17 protein-coding genes are annotated in these 15,396 nt (G+C 72.6%); 5 read left to right on the top strand and 12 right to left on the bottom strand.

Going from position 1 to position 15,396, the window contains the following annotated elements:
• Positions 1–34 precede the first annotated feature (34 nt).
• Positions 35–2,170 carry an NAD-dependent DNA ligase LigA gene (gene ligA, locus AB0K10_RS02645; RefSeq protein ID WP_363679235.1) on the bottom strand — a complete coding sequence of 712 codons (2,136 nt, stop codon included), beginning with the start codon at positions 2,168–2,170 and terminating at the stop codon, positions 35–37.
• A gap of 333 nt (positions 2,171–2,503) precedes the next feature.
• Between ligA and AB0K10_RS02640 the strand changes: the two genes are divergently transcribed.
• Positions 2,504–3,049 carry a type II toxin-antitoxin system PemK/MazF family toxin gene (locus AB0K10_RS02640; RefSeq protein ID WP_363679233.1) on the top strand — a complete coding sequence of 182 codons (546 nt, stop codon included), beginning with the start codon at positions 2,504–2,506 and terminating at the stop codon, positions 3,047–3,049.
• A gap of 139 nt (positions 3,050–3,188) precedes the next feature.
• Here the strand turns inward: AB0K10_RS02640 and AB0K10_RS02635 are convergent, their stop codons facing one another.
• The 7 genes from AB0K10_RS02635 to AB0K10_RS02605 all read right to left on the bottom strand — a co-directional run bounded on the left by AB0K10_RS02635 (position 3,189) and on the right by AB0K10_RS02605 (position 9,879).
• A complete protein-coding gene (locus tag AB0K10_RS02635) occupies positions 3,189–4,199 on the bottom strand; it encodes an ADP-ribosylglycohydrolase family protein (protein WP_363679231.1) in 1,011 nt (336 codons plus the stop codon).
• A 30-nt stretch (positions 4,200–4,229) separates the two neighbouring features.
• Positions 4,230–4,595 carry a VOC family protein gene (locus tag AB0K10_RS02630; RefSeq protein ID WP_363679229.1) on the bottom strand — a complete coding sequence of 122 codons (366 nt, stop codon included), beginning with the start codon at positions 4,593–4,595 and terminating at the stop codon, positions 4,230–4,232.
• Between the two features lie 37 nt (positions 4,596–4,632).
• Positions 4,633–5,637 carry a methionine synthase gene (locus AB0K10_RS02625; protein ID WP_363679227.1) on the bottom strand — a complete coding sequence of 335 codons (1,005 nt, stop codon included), beginning with the start codon at positions 5,635–5,637 and terminating at the stop codon, positions 4,633–4,635.
• A 118-nt stretch (positions 5,638–5,755) separates the two neighbouring features.
• On the bottom strand, positions 5,756–6,829 hold the full coding sequence (gene mnmA, locus AB0K10_RS02620) for a tRNA 2-thiouridine(34) synthase MnmA (protein ID WP_363679225.1): 1,074 nt from the start codon (positions 6,827–6,829) through the stop codon (positions 5,756–5,758).
• A gap of 296 nt (positions 6,830–7,125) precedes the next feature.
• Entirely contained in the window at positions 7,126–8,301 is a 1,176-nt protein-coding gene (locus tag AB0K10_RS02615) for a cysteine desulfurase family protein (RefSeq protein WP_363679223.1), read from the bottom strand.
• 91 nt (positions 8,302–8,392) lie between these two features.
• Positions 8,393–9,052, bottom strand: coding sequence for a class F sortase (locus tag AB0K10_RS02610; protein ID WP_363679221.1), 660 nt, complete (start codon positions 9,050–9,052; stop codon positions 8,393–8,395).
• Complete coding sequence (locus AB0K10_RS02605; RefSeq protein WP_363679219.1) at positions 9,049–9,879, bottom strand: DUF4397 domain-containing protein; 831 nt, start codon at positions 9,877–9,879, stop codon at positions 9,049–9,051. The genes AB0K10_RS02610 and AB0K10_RS02605 overlap by 4 nt, the downstream gene beginning before the upstream one ends.
• Before the next feature lie 230 nt (positions 9,880–10,109).
• Here AB0K10_RS02605 and AB0K10_RS02600 point away from each other — a divergent pair, with 230 nt between their 5' ends.
• Both AB0K10_RS02600 and AB0K10_RS02595 read left to right on the top strand, forming a co-directional pair.
• The gene (locus tag AB0K10_RS02600) at positions 10,110–10,712 is read left to right on the top strand and encodes a sigma-70 family RNA polymerase sigma factor (protein ID WP_363679217.1); all 603 of its coding nucleotides are present in this window, start codon (positions 10,110–10,112) and stop codon (positions 10,710–10,712) included.
• Positions 10,666–11,427 carry an anti-sigma factor gene (locus AB0K10_RS02595; protein ID WP_363679215.1) on the top strand — a complete coding sequence of 254 codons (762 nt, stop codon included), beginning with the start codon at positions 10,666–10,668 and terminating at the stop codon, positions 11,425–11,427. The genes AB0K10_RS02600 and AB0K10_RS02595 overlap by 47 nt, the downstream gene beginning before the upstream one ends.
• A gap of 92 nt (positions 11,428–11,519) precedes the next feature.
• On the opposite strand, the gene AB0K10_RS02590 is transcribed toward AB0K10_RS02595, so the two are convergent.
• From AB0K10_RS02590 to AB0K10_RS02575, 4 genes are all read right to left on the bottom strand, one after another.
• On the bottom strand, positions 11,520–12,479 hold the full coding sequence (locus tag AB0K10_RS02590; RefSeq protein ID WP_363679213.1) for an electron transfer flavoprotein subunit alpha/FixB family protein: 960 nt from the start codon (positions 12,477–12,479) through the stop codon (positions 11,520–11,522).
• A gap of 14 nt (positions 12,480–12,493) precedes the next feature.
• On the bottom strand, positions 12,494–13,273 hold the full coding sequence (locus AB0K10_RS02585) for an electron transfer flavoprotein subunit beta/FixA family protein (protein ID WP_363679211.1): 780 nt from the start codon (positions 13,271–13,273) through the stop codon (positions 12,494–12,496).
• Positions 13,274–13,449: 176 nt separating this feature from the next.
• The gene (locus AB0K10_RS02580) at positions 13,450–13,863 is read right to left on the bottom strand and encodes a hypothetical protein (RefSeq protein WP_363679209.1); all 414 of its coding nucleotides are present in this window, start codon (positions 13,861–13,863) and stop codon (positions 13,450–13,452) included.
• The gene (locus tag AB0K10_RS02575; RefSeq protein ID WP_363679207.1) at positions 13,860–14,657 is read right to left on the bottom strand and encodes a GNAT family N-acetyltransferase; all 798 of its coding nucleotides are present in this window, start codon (positions 14,655–14,657) and stop codon (positions 13,860–13,862) included. Before AB0K10_RS02575 ends, AB0K10_RS02580 begins: the two co-directional genes overlap by 4 nt.
• A gap of 42 nt (positions 14,658–14,699) precedes the next feature.
• Between AB0K10_RS02575 and AB0K10_RS02570 the strand changes: the two genes are divergently transcribed.
• A complete protein-coding gene (locus tag AB0K10_RS02570; RefSeq protein WP_363679205.1) occupies positions 14,700–15,092 on the top strand; it encodes a DUF202 domain-containing protein in 393 nt (130 codons plus the stop codon).
• Positions 15,089–15,394 carry a DUF202 domain-containing protein gene (locus AB0K10_RS02565; RefSeq protein ID WP_363679203.1) on the top strand — a complete coding sequence of 102 codons (306 nt, stop codon included), beginning with the start codon at positions 15,089–15,091 and terminating at the stop codon, positions 15,392–15,394. Before AB0K10_RS02570 ends, AB0K10_RS02565 begins: the two co-directional genes overlap by 4 nt.
• Positions 15,395–15,396: the final 2 nt, after the last annotated feature.

Raw genomic sequence — 15,396 nt, 5'->3', positions numbered from 1 at the left:
ACGCGACGGCCACCGCGCGGGTGCGCCACCGCGGTCAGCCCTCCACCCGGGCGACCTCCCGCGCGGCCTCCGGACCCGCGTCCAGCAGCACCCGGAACCCGTCCTCGTCGAGCACCGGCACCTTGAGGCTGGCCGCCTTGTCGGCCTTGGACCCCGGGTTGTCTCCCACGACGACGAAGCTCGTCTTCTTGGAGACCGACCCGCTGACCTTGCCGCCCCTGGTCTGCACGGCCTCGGCGGCCTGGTCCCGCGAGAAGCCGGCGAGGGTGCCGGTCACCACGACTGTCAACCCCTCCAACGGGCGCGGACCCTCGTCGACTGCCTCCTCGGCCATCCGTACGCCCGCCTCGGCCCACTTGCGGACCACCTCGCGGTGCCAGTCCACGGCGAACCACTCCCGGATGCTGGCCGCGATGGTCGGCCCGACCCCGTCGACCGAGGACAGCTCCTCCTCGCTGGCGGCGTCGATGGCCTCCATCGAGCGGAAGTGTCGGGCCAGCGCCTGGGCGGCGGTGGGGCCGACATGCCGGATGGAGAGCGCCACCAGCACCCGCCACAGGTCCCGTTCCCGGGCGACGGCCAGATTGTCGAGCAGCTTGACCGCGTTGCTGCCGAGGCTGCCGTCCTTGTTGACGAAGAACGGCGACCGGGAGAGCTGGTCGGCGTCGAGCTGGAAGAGGTCACCCTCGTCGGCGATGATCTCCGCGTCCAGCAGTGCCGCCGCGCCCTTGTAGCCCAGGACCTCGATGTCGAACGCGCCACGACCGGCGAGGTGGAACACCCGCTCGCGCAGCTGTGCCGGGCAACTGCGGGTGTTGGGGCACCGGATGTCGACATCGCCCTCCTTCGACGGCGCGAGCGGGGTGCCGCAGGCCGGGCAGGTGGTAGGCATGACGAACGGGCGGGCGTCGGCGGGTCGCAGGTCGACCACCGGGCCGAGCACCTCGGGGATCACGTCGCCGGCCTTGCGCAGCACGACCGTGTCGCCGATCAGCACGCCCTTGCGCTCGACCTCGCGGGCGTTGTGCAGGGTGGCGAGCGCCACTGTGGAGCCGGCCACCCGCACCGGTTCGAGGACGGCGAACGGGGTGACCCGACCCGTACGCCCCACGTTGACGTCGATGTCGAGCAGCTTGGTGGTGACCTCCTCCGGCGGGTACTTGAAGGCGATCGCCCAGCGTGGGGCACGGCTGGTCGAGCCCAGGCGACCCTGGATGGAGACCGGGTCGACCTTGACCACCACACCGTCGATCTCGTGCTCGACGTCGTGCCGGTGCTCGGCGTAGTAGGCGATGTATTCCGCTACGCCGGACAGGTCCGGGACGACCCGCCACCTGTCGCTCGTCGGCAGCCCCCACGCCTTCAGCGCCGCGTACGACTCGGACTGCGCGGTGGGCTGGAAGCCCCGGCGGGCGCCGATGCCGTGCACGACGAGACGCAGCGGTCGTGAGGCGGTGACCCGGGGGTCCTTCTGCCGCAGGCTGCCGGCGGCGGCGTTGCGCGGGTTGGCGAACGGTGCCCGCCCCTGCTCGACCAGGCTCGCGTTGAGGTCGGCGAACGCGGCCACCGGGAAGTAGATCTCGCCCCGGACCTCCAGCAGCTCGGGCAGCGTCGGGAACTCGGCGGACGGCGCGAGCTGGCCGGGCACGCCTTGAATGCTGCGCACGTTGGCGGTGACGTCCTCGCCGGTGCGGCCGTCACCCCGGGTGGCGGCCCGGACCAGTCGGCCGGCCTCGTAGGTGAGGTTGATCGCCAGACCGTCGACCTTCAACTCGCAGAGGTAGGGCACCGGCCCGCCCGCGTCCCGCTCGACACGCTCGGCCCAGGCCGCCAGCTCTTCGTCGGCGAAGGCGTTGTCGAGCGAGAGCATCCGCTCGGCGTGGGTGACCGGGGTGAAGTCGGTGGAGAACGTGCCACCCACCCGCTGGGTCGGCGAATCCGGCGTGCGCAGCGCCGGGAACTCCTCCTCCAACGCCTCCAGCTCGCGCAACTGCTTGTCGAACTCGGCGTCGGTGATGATCGGCGAGTCCAGCACGTAGTAGCGGTATTGATGCTCGGTCAGCTCCCGGCTGAGGGTGGCGTGCCGCTCCCGCGCCTGCGGCGTCGGCTCCGCGCCGGCCGCCGCCTCCTGAGCCGGGCTGACCTGTTGACCGATTTGCTCCTCGGACACCCCGCCACCTTCGGACACGCCTGCGACCCCCCTGAATCACGCTACTTAAGGCACGGTATCGGTCCGGGGTGACAATCCGACGCCCACCTGCGTCCGCAGCGACCTCCGAACCGGTCGGCCGTGCACCTGATCGACTCCAGGTCGGCGAGATGGGGGTGTCCGGACGCCGGGATACCGCACCGTCGCCGACCCGGAGTTGATCATCACGAAGGCATCGACGTTCGCGGTGTGGTCCTCGGGCGGCGTGGGCGGTGGCGTGCGACGATCGCCGCACTGACGCGGCGCACGTGCCGCACCACGCGGCGTACCTGCCGCACTGACGCGGAGGTGGCGATGACCGAGGCGTTGCTCTGGGCGGCGGCGATCCTGCTGGCGGTGGCCGCCGGCTGGGCGTGGAACAGCTGGCGGCATCGGGTGACCAGCCGGCGTTCGGCCGACCGACCCGGGCGCGGCACCCCGACCCGAACGGGTGGTCGCCGTCCCGCGCCGCCGAGGCCACGCGGCACCGATCGACAGGCCACCACGCAACGCTCCCGCGACACTCAGGGCGCGACCGGCACGCCGACGGCCGGCGAGATCTGGTGGGCCGACGTGCCGTACGCCGACGGCAGCGGCTCGAAGGTCCGCCCCTGTCTGGTGCTGCGCGCCGATTCCCGGGGCGCTGACGTCCTGAAGATCACCAGCCAGGACAAGAGCGACCGGGACGACCACGTCCGGATTCCCACCCGGGACTGGGATCCCGATGCCGAGCACGACAGCTACCTGAGCCTGACCGAGCCGACCCGGATCAGCTCGGCCGACTTCGCCGACCGCGCCGGCCGCTGTGACGCCGATCTGTGGCGGAAGGTCCGCAACCTGCGCCACCTACCCGCCAGCTGACAGCGGGCCGGGCCATGGCCGGGCCGGGCCATGATCCACTCGGCTTCCAGGAATCCGGGGCATCCGCCCGCCAGCAACACCGCGACTTCCAGGAATCCGAGTGGATCACTGACCGGCCGAGGCGTCGAGGGACGGCCGGTCAGTCCCAGGCCGCGCCGAGAGTGGCGAGCTGGTCGGCGTACTCGATGCGGTCGGCCCAGTCGCGCGGCCAGGCAGCCGTTCCGGTGGCCGCGCCCACGAAGGCGCCGGCCAGGGCGGCGATCGAGTCGGAGTCGCCGGCGGTGGTCGCTCCCCGGGCCAGAGCCGCGACCGGGTCGTCGGCGTGGCGTACGGCGCAGAACAGTGCGGTGGCCAGCGCCTCCTCGGCCACCCAGCCCTCACCGGTGACCCGGCACGGGTCGCCGCCGTCGTCCGGCTCGCCGAGGGCGGCGGTCAGCCGACGCAGCGCCGCCAGGCACTCGTCCCACCCCGGGGCGATGAAGTCGGCTGGAGAAGACGAGCCGGCGCGCTGCCAGAGATCACCCAGCCACCGCTCCCGGTAGACCCGGCGCTGGGACCGCGCCCGCTCGATGAGGAGCGCGGGTAGCTCCGCCAGCGCGGCACCACCACGCACGGCGAAGATCGCGTACGCGGTGAGCTCGCTGGCCGCCAACCCGGTCGGGTGGCCGTGGGTCAGCCCGGCCTGCAACTGGGCCAACCCGGCCAGCGTGTCGGGGTCGGCGTCCAGCAAGCCCACCGGCGTCACGCGCATGTTGGCGCCGCAGCCCTTCGAGTCGGCCACGGTCGCCTCCTGCCAGCGCAGCCCTCGGCCGAGGTCGGCGCAGGCACGCAGGCAGGTCATCCCGGGAGCGCGGTTGTTGTCCGGGCTGACCGACCAGGCCACGAAACGCCGCCGTAGCAGCGGCTCGACCACCTCCGGAGTCAGCGACGACGCCTCGCGCAGCGCCCAGCCCACCGCCAGCGCCATCTGGGTGTCGTCCGTGACCAGCGCCGGCTCCCCGGTCAGCTCACGCGGGCCGGTCGGGCCGTAGCGACGCTGGATCTCGGCGACGGTCAGGAACTCGGTGGGCTTGCCCAGGGCGTCGCCGTAGGCGAGACCGAAGAGCGAGCCGGTGGCGCGCAGCGGGATGGAGTCGATCACGGCGGCCATGATGCCGGGCCGCCGCAACCCACGCCATGGTCAGTCCCAGCAGAGACAGAACGGGTGACCGGCCGGATCGGCGTAGACCCGGAAGCCCTCGCCCTCGCCGGGCAGCCGCCGAGCGCCGAGTGCGAGCGCCGCCTTCTCGGCGCTCTCGATGTCGGCCACCGTCACGTCCAGGTGGAACTGCTGCGGGCGCTCCGGGTCGGGCCACGCCGGCGGCCGCAGGTTGAGCGCCTGCTGGAAGGCGAGACGCGGCTGGTGGCCGGGTGGGCCGCCCAGCACGACCCAGTCGTCATCGGAGTCGCCCTCGGCGAAGGGCACGCCGAGCAGCTCGGAGTAGAACGCCGCCAACGCCCGCGGATCGGGGCAGTCGATCACCACTGAACGAAGCTGTCCAATCATGACCGTCATCGTGCCCCGCCGGTACGACAGGAAAACGTCACTCCTCTAAGAACCGGCGGCCGGCGTCCCGACAGGCTGCGAGCACCGCCCGGGCGTACTGCGGGGTGGCGCCGGCGAGGCCGCAGGCCGGGGTGACGACCACCTGCTCGGCGAGCTGTCGGCGGGGAAAGCCGAGGCGGTCCCAGATCTGGCGTACCCGGTCGGCGATCTGCGCGGAGGTCGGTGCGCCACCGGCCGACGGCGGCCGGGTCGGCGCGGCACCGGCCAGCAGTCCGAGGCCCGCGTCAATGGCCTCACCCAGCGGGTCCAGGTCGGTGACCAGGTCGAGGTCGAGGGCGACAGCTACGGCGCCGCTGGAGCGGATCAGTTCCAGCGGCACCTGCGGGGCGCAGCAGTGCACGATCGTGGGTACGCCCACCGCGTCGACGACCGTGCGCAGCAGGGCGGCCGCGTCCGCTGAGTCCACAGCCCGGTACGCGCCCAGGCCGCTCTCGGTGGGCACCCGTCCGGCCAGCACGGTCGGCAGCGACGGCTCGTCCAGTTGCAGCAGCACCGATGCTCCGGGCAGCCGCCGGGCGACCGCCGCGACGTGCCCGCGCAGCCCCTCGGCGAGGGAGCCGGTGAGGTCGCGGACGGCGCCGGGGTCACGCAGCAGCCGGCCGCCGATCGGCAGCTCCAGGGAGGCGGCCAGGGTGAGTGGGCCGGCGGCCTGCACCTTGATCGGGCCGGCGTACCCCTCGGCCTGCTCGGCGAGCTGGTCCAGGTCGCGTTCCATCAGGTCGCGGGCCCGGCGCAGGTCACGGCCGGGGCGGGGGGCGACCCGCCACCGCCCGGTGTAGAGCTCGACGGGCAGCTCGACCAGCAGCCCGGCGCTGCGGCCGATCAGGTCGGCTCCGGGGCCGCGCGCCGGCAGCTCGGGCAGGTGCGGCAGCTCGGGAAGCTCACCGAGGACCACCCGCTGGGCCTCGGCGATGTCGGTGCCGGGCAGCGAGCCGATACCGGTCGCCGCGCCGGCCGGCCAGGGCCACGCCTGATCTGTCACGGCCGAAGGCTATCCCGCTGGACGCGCCGACCGCTCGGCGACCGCGCCGCGCCGGCCCCGCGACGCCCGCGCACCAGCGCCGCGACGCCCACGACCCGGCCAATCGGCGGTCGCTCGGTCAGCCGGTGATGGTCGCGGAGCCGAGGACGATGTCGCCGGCCGGGTCCGGGCGGTACGCCACCACGGCCTGACCGGCGGCGACACCGCGGACCGGCCGACGCAGCTCGGCGTGCAGCGTGTCGCCGTCGAGGTCGACGGTCGCCGGCACCACGTCACCGTGCGCGCGCAACTGCACCTCGCACTCGACAGGCGTGTCCGGGCGAGGGCCACCGGTCCACACCGGCCGGGTGGCCCGAACCCTGGACACCTCCAGCGCCTCGGCCGGGCCGACCGTCACCGTGTTGGTCTTGGGCGTGATCGAGAGCACGTAGCGTGGCCGACCGTCGGGGGCGGGTCGGTCCAGGTGCAGACCGCGCCGCTGACCCACCGTGTAGGCGTACGCGCCGGTGTGGCTGCCGACCACCGCGCCGGTGCTCGCGTCGACGACGTCGCCGGGCGCCTCACCGAGCCGGCCGGCCAAGAAGCCGCGGGTGTCGCCGTCGGCGATGAAGCAGATGTCGTGCGAGTCCGGCTTGTCGGCCACCGCCAGGCCACGCTCGGCGGCCTCCGCGCGGACCTGCGCCTTGGTCGAGTCGCCGAGCGGAAACATCGACCGGTCCAGCTGCTCGCGGGTGAGGACCGCCAGCACGTACGACTGGTCCTTGGCGACGTCGACGCTGCGGCGCAGCAGGCCGTCCGGGCCGAGGCGGGCGTGGTGGCCGGTGACCACCGCGTCGAAGCCCAGGGCCACCGCCCGGTCCAGCACCGCCGCAAACTTGATCTTCTCGTTGCAGCGCAGGCACGGATTCGGCGTACGACCAGCGGCGTACTCGGCCACGAAGTCGTCGACGACGTCCTCGTGGAAGCGGTCGGCCATGTCCCACACGTAGAAGGGGATGCCGATCACGTCAGCGGCCCGGCGGGCGTCCCGGGAATCCTCCAGGGTGCAGCAGCCGCGTGCACCGGTCCGGTACGTCTGCGGGTTGCGGGCCAGCGCCAGGTGCACGCCTGTCACGTCATGCCCGGCCGCCACCGCCCGCGCCGCCGCCACGGCCGAGTCCACCCCGCCCGACATCGCCGCCAGAACCCTCACCAGCTAACCCCCCTGCCCACAGGCCAACCCCAACCCTATCCACCCCGCCACCCCAACCCCCATCCCCCAGCCCGCGCACCCTCCAACCCGCAAACACCGCCACACCCCGGAACACCCCGCCACACCGCCATACCCCGCCACCCCGCCACACACCCGCCACACCCCGTCGATCATGAAGTTATCGCCACGACACGCCGATCCACGGGGCAATAACTTCATGATCGACGAGGCGGGGGCGGGGGGGCGGGGCCGGGCCGGGGCGGGGCCCGGGGGGGCCGGGGCGGGGCCGGTGGGTGTTAGCGGGGGGTGCGGGGGGCTGCTGCTCGGCGGGCGCGTTCCACGGCTGCCGGCAGGGCCGCGACGAGGGCGTCCACGTCGGCCTGGGTGCTGGTGTGGCCGAGGGTGAAACGCAGCGAGGAACGGGCGCGGTCGTCGTCGGCGCCCATCGCCAGCAGTACGTGCGAGGGCTGGGCCACCCCGGCCGAGCAGGCCGAACCCGTCGAGCAGGCGATGCCCTGGGCGTCCAGCAGGAGCAGCAGGGCGTCGCCCTCGCAGCCCGGGAAGGAGAAGTGCGCGTTGCCGGGCAGCCGGTCGGTCGGATCACCGTTGTAGACCACCTCGGGCACCGCCCGGCGCACCCGCTCGATCAGGTCGTCGCGGAGCGCGGCCACCCGGGCCGCGTACTCCTGCTGGCCCTTCACCGCCGTCTCGACGGCGACCGCGAAGGCGACGATGCCGGGGGTGTCCAGCGTGCCGGAACGGACGTCGCGTTCCTGGCCGCCGCCGTGCAGCAGCGGTACGGCCGCCACGTCCCGGCCTAGCAGCAGCGCGCCCACCCCGGTCGGACCGCCAAGCTTGTGCCCGGTGACGGTCAGCGCGGCGGCCCCGCTGGCGGCGAAGTCGACGGGCACCTGCCCGACGGCCTGGATGGCGTCGGTGTGGAAGGGCACACCGTGCTCGGCGGCGACGGCCGCCAACTCGGCCACCGGCTGCACCGTGCCGACCTCGTTGTTGGCCCACATCGCGGTGACCACTGCCACCTGATCGGCGTGCGCGGTCAGCTCGGCGCGCAGGTCCTCCGGGTCGAGGCGGCCCGTGGGGTCCACCGGCAGCCAGCCGACCTCGGCGCTCTCGTGCTCGACGAGCCAGTCGACCGAGTCCAGCACGGCGTGGTGCTCGACGGCGCTGGAGATCACCCGGCGGCGGTCGGGGCCGGCGGCCCGGCGGGCCCAGAAGATGCCCTTGACCGCGAGGTTGTCGCTCTCCGTGCCCCCACCGGTGAAGATCACTTCGGACGGTCGGGCGCCGAGCACGGCGGCCACCCGCTCGCGCGACTCCTCGACCCGGCGACGGGCACGACGACCCGCCGCGTGCAGGGAAGACGCGTTGCCGACCTCGCGGGCGGTAGCGACGTACGCCTCCAGTGCCTCGTCGAGCATCGGAGTCGTCGCCGCGTGATCCAGGTAAGCCATCACCGTTCAGCGTACGGCCGAGGGGTCGGGGGCCGAATGCCGGAGGGGACCCCGGGGCGGGCGGAGGACTCCGCCCGCCCCGGCGCGCCGGTCAGGCGGGCACCGCCGTGACGACGATGTTGTCGCGATACTTGCGGGCCTTGGCGTCGAACGGCCCGCCGCAGGTGATCAGAGTCAGTCGGGGCTTGCCGTCGCGGGCGAAGTACCGCTCCAGCGGGATCCTGGTCTTGGCGTACTCCTCCCGGGCGACGACCCGGTACTTGCGTGCCCTGCCGTCGCTGCCGGTCGCGGTCAGAGTGTCGCCCTGGTCCAGTTCGCGCAGCCGGAAGAACGCACCCCTGCCCTGCTTGGCGCTGTCCACGTGACCGGCGATGACCACCGATCCGGCGCCCGCCTCCAGGCCGGGGCCGTAGCGGTACCAGCCGATCTCGTCGACGCTCGGCGGCACCTCGAACTCGTTGGTCCGCTCGTTGATGCCTACCGCGTTGACAGTGGCGGTGACGTCGATCTCGGGGATCACCAGTCGGACCGGCGGGACGATCCGGGCGCCGGCGGGCAGCTCGCCCGCGGTCACCGGCACCGACGGGTCGCCGCCGACGGCCGAGGGGGTCGCGCTGGCGGCCAGCGTGCTCGCCTCCTCGGCGCCGACGTTCCCCGCCGGCTGGGAGTTGCACGCCACCAGGGTGGCGACGGTGAGCGCGGCAACGCCGGCGGCCAGGGCCGCCAGCGCGCCGCGGTTGCGCACCGTCACTTGCGACCGGTCCGCGCGGTCGCCATCCGCACCCCACCACCGAGCAGCAGGAGTACGCCGGCACCGGTGAGCGCGTACCACCAGGTCTGCACGCCGGTGCCCGCCTGGCCGCCGTCACCGCTGGGCACGCCGCCCGGGGCGGAGTGCAGGCCGGTGATCGTCTGGGCCACCACGTCGAGGCTCTTGCCCTCGGCGGAGCCGATGGCGTAGACGATCGTCGCGGTGCCCTCCTTGAGGTTGAGGTCCGCCGGGCCGATGGCCACGGTGTCGGTGCCGGCAAGCACCACGTCCGCCTTCACCGTGCCGGCGTCGACGTCGGCCTTCGCCTCCTTCGGGTTGGTCAGGCCCTTGAAGACCGGGGTGCCACCGGCGCGCACGTCGACCGCCGGGGCGGCGGCGGTGTGCCGGACGATCAGCCGAGCCTTGCCGGCATCGACCTTCGAGACGTCGTTCACGAACGGCGTGATCTTCGGCTTGCCTGCGGCGTCGAGGTGGGCGGCGAGGCTGATGTTCGCCCCGCCCGGCACCTCGGCGTTGTCGACAGTGAGGATCGCGCTGCCGACCGGGTCACCCGGCTTGGTGAGGGCGATGTCGTACTCGCCCTCGGCCAGGTTCAGCGGGCCGGCCACGTCACCGGGCTTGAAGTTGTCGAGCGTCTTCTTGCCGTTGACGTAGACGTCGACCGGGGTGTCCGGGATGCCGTGCACGACCGAGACCTTCGAGGTGGCGGCGTACGCGGGGGTGGCGGTGAACGCGGCGACGCCGGCGAAGGCCAACGCGGCGACGGCGCCGCCCGCGGCGACCCGACGGAAGTACGAGAGCTGCATGTCTGCCTCCTGGTGATTGGTGCTGATTCGTCAGGCCTGGCTTGCAGAACGGGTTACGCCGGCTCCGCGACGGGTGGATGCGCCCGCGACGCGCTTTCTTTTTCCGGCTCCGACCGCATCCGGATCGGGCTCGGCGGACGAAGAGCTGGTGAGATGACATCGACCGGGAGAGTGGGGCGGAGGCTGTGGCAGCTACAGTCGGGCATGCCCCATCGAAGGCTGGCCGCCCGATGACGGCGTTACCGCAGCAACCGGACCCCCCGGTGGACGACCTCGCGCCCCGGTTCCGGTCCGGCGACGAGGTGGCGCTGCGCGAGGCGTACGACCGCTACGGCCGCGCCGTGCTCCACCTGGCCACCTCCATGCTGGCCAACCGCGCCGACGCCGAGGACGTGACCCAGGCGACGTTCGTGGCCGCCTGGCTGGGCAGGGACACCTTCGATCCGGCCAAGGGTTCGTTGATCGGTTGGCTGCTCGGCATCGGCCGGCGCAAGGTGATCGACCGGATGCGGGCCAGCGCACGGGAGACCCGCGTGGTGGAGACGGTCCGGCAGTTGCCCGAGCCGGCGCAGACCGTCCCGGATCCGGACCGGGTGGTGGACCGGCTGGTGATCGCGGACGAGCTGGCACGCCTGCCCGACGACCAGCGACGCATGCTGGAGCTGGCCTTCTACGACGACCTGACACACCAGCAGATAGCCACGGTGACGGGGGTGCCGCTGGGCACCGTGAAGAGTCACATCCGACGCGGCATGGCGAGCTTGAAACGCAGATGGGAGGTGGACGGTGCAGCACCTGGAGCACGAGCGGCTGGTTTTTCTGGCGCTCGGTGAGAGCGATGCGGACGACGGGGAGAGCACCCACCTCGACACCTGCGCGCACTGCCGTACGGAGCTGACGTCCCTGCGACAGGTGGCCGGGCTCGGCGTGGAGACGCAGGGCCTGGGTGATCTGCCCGACCCGCCGGAGCACATCTGGCAGGGCATCGCGGCCGAGATCAGGGCTGCCGAGGTCGTGCCGTCGCTGACCGAGGCCCGCCTCTTGGGGGCGGGTGTGGCGGGAGACCCCGGAGTGGGCCGCAGGTCACAGGTACGTCGGCGTGCCGGCTGGTCGCGCTGGGCGGCCACCGCGGTGACCGCCGTCGCGGCGGCGGCGGTCGGCGTGGTGGGCACGGTTTCGGTGCTGCGCCCGGACGAGCCGGCGCCCGCTCCGCCGCCCGCGGTGCTGGCCAGCGCGCCGCTGGCGGCGTTCGGCTCGACGCCGAAGTCGGCCCAGGGTGACGCGCGGGTTCTGCGGAGCGGCCAATTGCATCTGCATGTGGCGAATCTCCCGCGCGTGCCGGGGTACTACGAGGTCTGGCTCATCAATCCGACGAACATGGAGATGTTCTCGATCGGCACCCTCGGTGGCGACTCGGACGCTCTGCTGCCCCTGCCCCCGAATGTCGACCTCAAGAGCTACTCGGTGGTCGACGTCTCCGCCGAGCGCTACGACAACAACACCAAGCACTCCGGTGACAGCCTCCTGAGGGGCACCCTGACGGGCTGATCGGCGGGCCGGCTCAGCTCCCCGGCCCGCCGATCAGCTCCCACGAAAAAGTGGCCGCCCGGCGAGGGGCGGCCACTTTTTCTGTCAGACGATCACTTGCGCTTGCGGATCTCCTCGGCGGCCTGCGGGACGATCTTGAACAGGTCGCCCACCACGCCGAAGTCGGCCAGCTCGAAGATCGGGGCCTCGCCGTCCTTGTTGACGGCGACGATCGTCTTCGAGGTCTGCATGCCGGCCCGGTGCTGGATGGCGCCGGAGATGCCAAGTGCGACGTAGAGCTGCGGGGAGACCGTCTTGCCGGTCTGGCCCACCTGGAACTGGTGCGGGTAGAAGCCGGAGTCGACAGCAGCGCGGGACGCGCCGACGGCGCCGCCGAGCAGGTCGGCAAGCTCCTCGACCAGCTTGAAGTTGTCGGCGTTGCCGACGCCCCGGCCGCCGGAGACGACGATGCCGGCCTCGGTCAGCTCGGGGCGGGAGCCCTTCTGCTCGGCGACCCGCTCGACGACAGTGGCCAGCTTGTCGGTGTCGGTGACCGACACGGTGAGCTGCTCGATCGCCGGGCTCGCGGCGGCCGGGGCCGGGGTGACCGAGTTGGGCCGGACGGTGACCAGCGGCAGGCCCTTGGTGACCTTGGACTTGACGATTGTGGAGCCGGCGAAGGCGACCTGGGTCGCGGTGCCGTCGGCGGCCAGGCCGACCACGTCGGTCAGGATGCCGTTGTCGAGCTTGACGGCGAGGCGGGCGGCGATCTCCTTGCCCTCCTGGGCCGAGGCCAGCAGCACGGCGGCCGGCTGCACCCGCTTGACCAACTCGGCCAGCACGGTGGCCTTGGGGGCCACCAGGTAGCCGTCGATCTCGTCACCCTCGGCGGCGTAGATCTTCTCCGCGCCGTACTCGCCCAGCTTGCCGCTCAGCGCCTCGGCGGCGCCGGCGCCACCGAGCACGACCGCGCTCGGGGTGCCCAGCTCGCGGGCGAGGGTGAGCATCTCCAGGGTGACCTTCTTGACGCCGAATTCCTTGGTGGCTTCGACGACGACGAGAACCTCAGACATGTCCAGACCCGCTCTCACACGAACTTTTCGGTGGCGAGGAACTCGACCAGCTTGACGCCGCCCTCGCCCTCATCGGTGATCTTGGCACCGCCGGAGCGCGGCGGGCGCTTGGTGTGCTCGACGACGGCGCTCGTGGCGCCGTCGAAGCCCACCTCGCTCGGCGCGACGCCGAGGTCGGCCAAGGAGAACGTCTGCACCGGCTTCTTCTTCGCGGCCATGATGCCCTTGAACGAGGGGTAGCGCGGCTCGTTGATGGTGTCCCACACGGAGACCACGGCCGGGGTGGAGGCGGTGACGACCTCGTAGCCCTCCTCGGTCTGCCGCTCGACGGTAAGCGTGGCGCCGTCGACGGTGAGCTTGCGGGCGCCGGTGAGCGCCGCGACGCCGAGCCGCTCGGCGATCATGTGCGGCATGACCTGGACCCGCCCGTCGGTGGACTCGGCGCCACAGATCACCAGGTCGGCGTTCAGCTGACCGAGGGCGGCGGCGAGCACCTTCGAGGTGGCCACGGCGCAGGAGCCGTGCAGGGCGTCGTCCAGCACGTGGACGGCCTTGTCCGGGCCCATGGAGAGCGCCTTGCGGATCGACTCGGTCGCCCGGTCCGGACCCATGGTCAGGATGGTGACCTCGCCACCGTGCGCCTCCTTGATCTTCAGCGCCTCCTCGATGGCGTACTCGTCCATCTCGTTGATCACGTTGTTCGCCGAACCGCGGTCGACGGTGTTGTCGTCATTGCGCAGGTTGCGGTCCGCGCCCGAATCAGGCACCTGCTTGACGAGTACGACGATGTTCATCGCGCTTCGACGACCCTCCTGTGTGGTGTTGCGATTGGCTCGCCCGGTTGGGCCGCAGCCTCGCGCGTCGGTCGACGCCAGGTCAACCGTGAGCTGTTGTGCAGTTGCCCACGAGCGCAATGTTACCTGCCAGTAGGTTGCGGCTCCCGGGCACGGAGAGTGACACAGCTCACCCGTCAGGCAGGCTCGGCCAGCGCATCCCTGATCGAGTCGATGGCAGCGGCCTCCGCCGGGGCCACCCCGTCGTGCGCGCGGGCCACCCGGTCCGCAGCGGTCAGCACCACCGACCGGTACGCCTCGACGTCGGCCGGCGACTTCTCCCGCAGGATTCGCACCGCCCGGCCGAGCGCCGGCAACACCACCGACTCGATCTCCAACTGGGAGTCGCGCGGCAGCCGGGGCAGCGGCCCGGTGGTCAGCGCCTCCTTGACCACCCCACTGGCATCGGCCAACGCACCGGAGGCGGCGACGCTCTCCCGGATCACGCCCAGCAGTCCCGGGTCGGCGTTCGAGACCAGGAAGACCGCGCCGAAAGCGCCCGTCTTGAGGGTCAGGCGCTCCTCGTCGGTCAACCGCTGCTCCATGATCACGGAGTGTAGACGTACGGGGTGGTGGTGGTGACCGGGACGAGGCCGAGTCGCTGCAGGATCGGTCGGCTGTCCTCGGAACAGTCGACCTGCATCAGCGTGCGGCCCCGCTGCTCCGCCAGCCGCGCCCGGTAGTTGACCAACGCCCGGTAGATGCCCCGGTGCCGCCACTGCGGCAGGGTCGAGCCGCCCCACAGGGTGGCGAAGCCGGTGTTCGCCGGGAACCGCACCCAGCCGGCGCTCACCACCGTGTCGTCCGCCTCGGCCACCACGACGGTGATCGAGTTCGGGTCGGCGTCGATCTCCTTGGCCAGACCCGTGACGAGGTGCGAGCGGTCCTCCTGCCAGACCTCCTCCTCCATGGCGGCGATCCGCTCCAGGTCGGCGCGGGAGGTCACCTCACGCAGGCGTACGCCCTCGGGGACGACGGGCAGCGCGGCGGCAAGCGGGGCGACCGGCCCGACCACGACGGTCTCCCGGTCCTCCGGCACGAAGCCGGCAGCGCGCAGCCGGTCCGCGAGGTCGGCCGGTTCGTCGTGCTCGTTCAGCTTCCACTCGACCGACTGGCCGCGCTCGCGGAACAGCGCCACCTGCCGGGCGATCAGCTCGTCCAGCGCGTCGCCTGTCAACCCGCCCAGGTCGCGGTAGGTGAGGAACCCGCCGGCGTCGAGCCCGATGATCCGGACCAGCGGCCCGTCCCGCTCCACGGTCACCCCGGCCGGGACCGGGTCGGGGATCTCCGGGCGGAGCTGGTTGTCGTAGGCGGTGCGCAGGGTGGTCACATCAAGATCCGTCACCACACCAGGCTAAGGCCCGAGGGAAGCGGATAATCTCCCAGCATGTGGGAGGCGATCAAGCGGTGGTTCGACCCGGCCGAGGCGCGCGCCGTCGGTGAGACGCCGGACTACCGGTTCTCCCTGGCCAACGAGCGGACCTTCCTGGCCTGGCTGCGTACCAGCCTGGCGCTTGTCGGTGGCGGGCTGGCCGCCGCGCAGTTCCTTCCGCAGCTGCCGATGAGTCACCTGCGGGAGGTCATCGCGGTCGCGCTGCTGCTGCTCGGCGGCGCTGTCGCGATCCGCGCGGTGGACCACTGGGCGCGTACCGAACGGGCCATCCGGCTCGGTCAGGAGCTGCCCGTCTCCCGCTTCCCCGCCGTCCTGGCCCTCGCCGTGGGCGGCGGCGCGGTGCTGCTGGTCATCGCGGTGCTGGCGCGGGCGATCGGCGGACGGTGAGCGCCGGACGCGATCCCGGGCTGCAACCGGAGCGGACCCGCCTGGCCTGGCGGCGCACCCTGCTGACGCTGACCGTGGTGACCGCGCTCGCCGTCCGGCTGGCATCGGGCGGCGGCCCGTTCGGAGCGCTTGTCGCCGGTGCGGCCGTCCTGGTCTGGGGCGGCGCGCTCGTGCTCTGCTGGCCCCGGGGCACCGGCACCGGGGCGGCCCGCACCGGCGGCCGGACGTTGCCGCTTGTCGCGCTGGGCACCGTCGGGCTCGCGCTGCTCGGCGTGCTGGTGACCGTTCGCGGACTGTGGTGACG

It is taken from the genome of Micromonospora sp. NPDC049274 (assembly GCF_040678875.1).
Classification (GTDB): domain Bacteria; phylum Actinomycetota; class Actinomycetes; order Mycobacteriales; family Micromonosporaceae; genus Micromonospora.
Note: the sequence above shows the minus strand (reverse complement) of the source record. Positions and strands in the feature narration are given on the sequence as shown.